Source organism: Vibrio sp. 10N.222.49.C9, assembly GCF_041474985.1.
GTDB classification, from domain to species: Bacteria; Pseudomonadota; Gammaproteobacteria; order Enterobacterales; family Vibrionaceae; genus Vibrio; species Vibrio crassostreae_C.
In genome coordinates, this window is record NZ_JBFRVD010001138.1 from 1 (window position 1) to 381 (window position 381).

At 47.5% G+C, this 381-nt stretch carries 1 protein-coding gene; it reads right to left on the reverse strand.

Annotation, left to right across the window (positions count from 1 at the left end):
* The coding region (locus tag AB4585_RS27255) for a HemK family protein methyltransferase (protein ID WP_372171866.1) at positions 1–381 on the reverse strand (381 nt) is incomplete at both ends.

The window sequence follows — 381 nt, forward strand, 5'->3', positions numbered from 1 at the left end:
TCATAACCGTGCTCCATGAGTAGCCAGCCATTCTCGGCAAGGTATTCTGTAGCATGCAATGCAATGTGCCGAAGATCCGCTAAACCATTCTCCTTAGCCACTAGTGCAGAATCAGGTTCAAATCGAACGTCTCCCACCGCTAAATGTGGGTCTTGCTCATCAATATAAGGAGGGTTGGATACAATGATCTGGAATGACCCTTCATTAACAACAGGTTCAAACCAGCTGCCTTGTAAAAAGCGAGCATTACGGATGCCCAATTGACGTGCATTGTCTGTCGCCAAAACCTGAGCATCCGCCTGAATATCAACACCAATAAATTCAAAGTGCGGACATTCTGATGCCAAGGCTAACGCTATCGCGCCAGTGCCTGTGCCAAGA